The sequence below is a fragment of the Acidobacteriota bacterium genome (assembly GCA_009861545.1).
GTDB lineage: Bacteria > Acidobacteriota > Vicinamibacteria > Vicinamibacterales > UBA8438 > WTFV01.
Genome location: VXME01000106.1, coordinates 1 through 3,051 on the forward strand (window position 1 = coordinate 1; position 3,051 = coordinate 3,051).

At 68.0% G+C, this 3,051-nt stretch carries 3 protein-coding genes; 1 reads left to right on the forward strand and 2 read right to left on the reverse strand.

All coding sequences use genetic code 11. The annotated features are described in order from the left end of the window. Window positions 1-1,000 (reverse strand): mandelate racemase/muconate lactonizing enzyme family protein (locus F4X11_17370; protein ID MYN66774.1); only part of this gene is annotated, 1,000 nt, incomplete at its 3' end. A 172-nt stretch (window positions 1,001-1,172) separates the two neighbouring features. Next, window positions 1,173-1,937 carry an SDR family oxidoreductase gene (locus tag F4X11_17375; protein MYN66775.1) on the reverse strand — a complete coding sequence of 255 codons (765 nt, stop codon included), beginning with the start codon at window positions 1,935-1,937 and terminating at the stop codon, window positions 1,173-1,175. A 147-nt stretch (window positions 1,938-2,084) separates the two neighbouring features. On the opposite strand from F4X11_17375, the gene F4X11_17380 reads away from it, so the two are divergent. Further along, window positions 2,085-3,051: hypothetical protein (locus F4X11_17380; protein MYN66776.1), on the forward strand; the 967-nt coding region annotated here is incomplete at its 3' end.

The following is a 3,051-nucleotide window of genomic DNA, read 5'->3' on the forward strand; positions in this document are numbered from 1 at the left end:
GGTTGCGCAGCGGCTTGAACTCGAAGAGCGTGCAGGCCGAGCTGGAGAAGCTGACCGCTAAGCTGGCGGCGCTCACGATGGCCGAGGACCAGGCGTGGGCGTTGGCTTGGCGGCGGTAGAACTCCACCCGCTCGGACATCTTCTTGAAGCCGGTGATGCCCTCGGCCCGGCCGGGATCGCAGCCGATGACATCCACGGTGCCGGTGGCCAGCAGTCGCTCGAAGCCCTGCAGCGTCCATTCCCGCTCGCCGTAGGCGATCAGCGTGGAGGTCTTGTCGCGCAAGGTGCGGTAGCCCTCGGGGTCCCACGCCCCTAGCGGTTCTTCGATCCAGTTCAAGTCGTACTCGTCGAATGCTTCGCAGCGCCGCACCGCCGTGGTCACGTCCCAGCGGATCTTGATTCCCATGTCGATCATGAGCTGCCGGTCGGGGCCGATGGCCTCGCGCATGGCCCGCACGTATTCCACGTCGCGGTCGTGCTCGTAGCCCAAGTGTGCGTCGCCGCGCTTGCCGAAGCCGGTCTTGATGCCTTGTAGGCCCGTGGAGAGCCACTCCAGCGTCTCCTCGCACATGGCGGGGATCTCTGCGTGGTGGGCGTGGCAGGAGGCGATGCCCGGCAATCTGTCGTGTACCGGCCCGCCGAGTAGTTTCGTGACGCTGGTGTTCAGCGCCTTGCCCTTCAGGTCCCAGATGGCGATGTCGAGCGCCGAGATGGCGTAGGAGGCGATGCCGCCCTCGTAGCCGTACCACCAGGTGTGGTTCTTCATGGCCCGGTACAGGGCGTCGTTGGATACGGGGTCCTTGCCGATGATCAACTCGGCGAGGCCTTCGATCACCGCGGCGGTGGCTCGGGAGGCCTCGGGCCACATGGTGATGGACTCGCCCCAGCCCACTTGCCCGTCGTCGGCGGTCACCTTCACGAGGCAGAGGTGCCGGTAGGCGTTGAAGTCATTCGGCTCCGGGTAGGTGACCGGGATCGGCTCGACGGCAACGATCTTCATGCTGAGGCTCCTTGGGTGTGTGATTGTGAGCAGGGTCGAGTGCGGCGACAGGTCGGCGCCGAGTCTTCGGACGGATATCGGTCAGGTTCGGCTTCGGCACGCGCCGGCACCGGCGCGCAGTGGCCGTTCTGAGGCTGGCGAGCGCCGTCGTCCACAGTGCAGCCGGTTGTGCTCACCACATCACCAGCCCGCCGGTGTGGTTGATGGCCTGACCCGTCATGTACGCGCTGTCCCGACCCACCAGGAAGCTGATGAGGCCGCTGATCTCCGCCGGCGTGGAGCCTCGCCCGAGGGGTACGAGGTGCGTGCGGGCCTCGGAGAGCTCGTCGGGCGTCATGCCCCGCAGCGGCGCCACCTCGGCCAGCACCTTGTCCTGCATGGGCGTGTCCACGATGCCGGGGCAGATGGCGTTGACCCGCACCGGGATGTGGGCCAAATCGTAGGCGAAGGAGCGGGTGACCGACAGGATCATGCACTTGGTGGCCGCGTAGATGCCGGCCTCGGTGGTGCTGGTGAGCTTCCCCGAGGAGGACGACAGGTTCACGATGGCGCTGCCCGCCGGCATCGTCGGCCCGATCGTCTGGCAGAGGAAGAAGATCGACTCCACGTTCACCTGCACGATGCGGCGCCAGTCCTCCACGGTGACGTCCTGCAGCTTCTTGAGGATGATGATGCCGGCCGCGTTGACGAGGCCGTCACAGCCGGCGGAGGCCTCGGTGACCGCGGCGCGCCCGGCGGGATCGGCCAGGTCGGCCACCAGGGTGTCGGCCCCGAGGGGCTCGATCTCAGCCAGCTTTTTGGCATTGAGGTCGACGCCCAGCACGGAGTCGCCCTCGCTCAGGAACCGTTCGACCGCCCCCCGGCCGATGCCCTGCGCAGCGCCCGTGACGACGATCCTGCGCTGTGGTCCGTTGCCACCGCTCGACATTGCGACCATCCCTCCGATCTGCCCCGCCGCCTGTCACCGCGGGGCGCCTGCGCGAACCGGCATGATTGCACAGGCCGGACGCCGGTGCACCATGAGCCGGCGAGCGGCGCGGGGCTAGGATCCCGGCGTTCCGGATCGAGAGGGGAGGGGTCGGGTATGACGCATCTCACGTGGTCGGATGGCCTCGGAAAGCGTGTCCGCACGGGCGACTGGGAGGATCAGGCGGTCAGCACCGTCACCAAGATCAACGAGGCGATCACCGAGGGCCGCAGCGAGGTGGCTGCCCAGCTGATCGACTACTTCATGGAGGAGGCCAAGGTCGTCCAGTTCATCTACGACACCTGGACGCCGGGATTCCTGGAGTGGCTGGAGCAGGAGGGCTACGGCGAGGAGGCACTGGCGTCCGCCGTCGAGGACCTGCGTGTCGAGTTGGCGATGCTCGACGGCACGCCGTTCGACGGCGACGCCCTGTGGCTGGCGCTGGGGGAGCAGGCGGGCCGTCTCACCCACGCCGTGCGGGCCGAGTTGATCGAGCCCACCCAGGCCGTGGCGGACTTCGACGCTATCCGGGTGGCGTGGCGGCGGCTGCACGACCGCTGGGCCGACTTCCTGTCGGGGATCATGAAGCTCTGCGTCGACCGCTTCGGGGAGGCCGCGCTGGAGGACGTCTACCGCCACGCCCTCGAGCCCTACATCCAGGAGCGCTACATGGCCTACGACCTGCGGGAGAAGGACTACGCCGACACGGTGTTCCGCAACGTCTACACGTCCTTCGAGGCGATGCGCAGCCACCTCGTCGGCCCCGACCGGATGGGTGACATCGAATGCACCGAGCACGAGGACCGCTGGGTGTTCCAGTTCGATCCGTGCGGCTCCGGCGGCCGGCAGGTGCGGGGGATTGACGTCGAGGAGTCGGCGCCGAACCCCGAGCGGGCCGTCCGCTTCGGCGTCACCAGCGAGGCGCATGACTGGTCCTGGAACTCCAAGGGCGTCTGCTACTACTGCGCCCACTGCTGCTTCACCCTGGAGCTGCTGCCCGCCGAACGCTGGGGCCACCCGGTCCGCCGAGTCGACCCGCCCCTGTTCCCCGACGACACCACCGGCGACAACCCCAAGCCCTGCA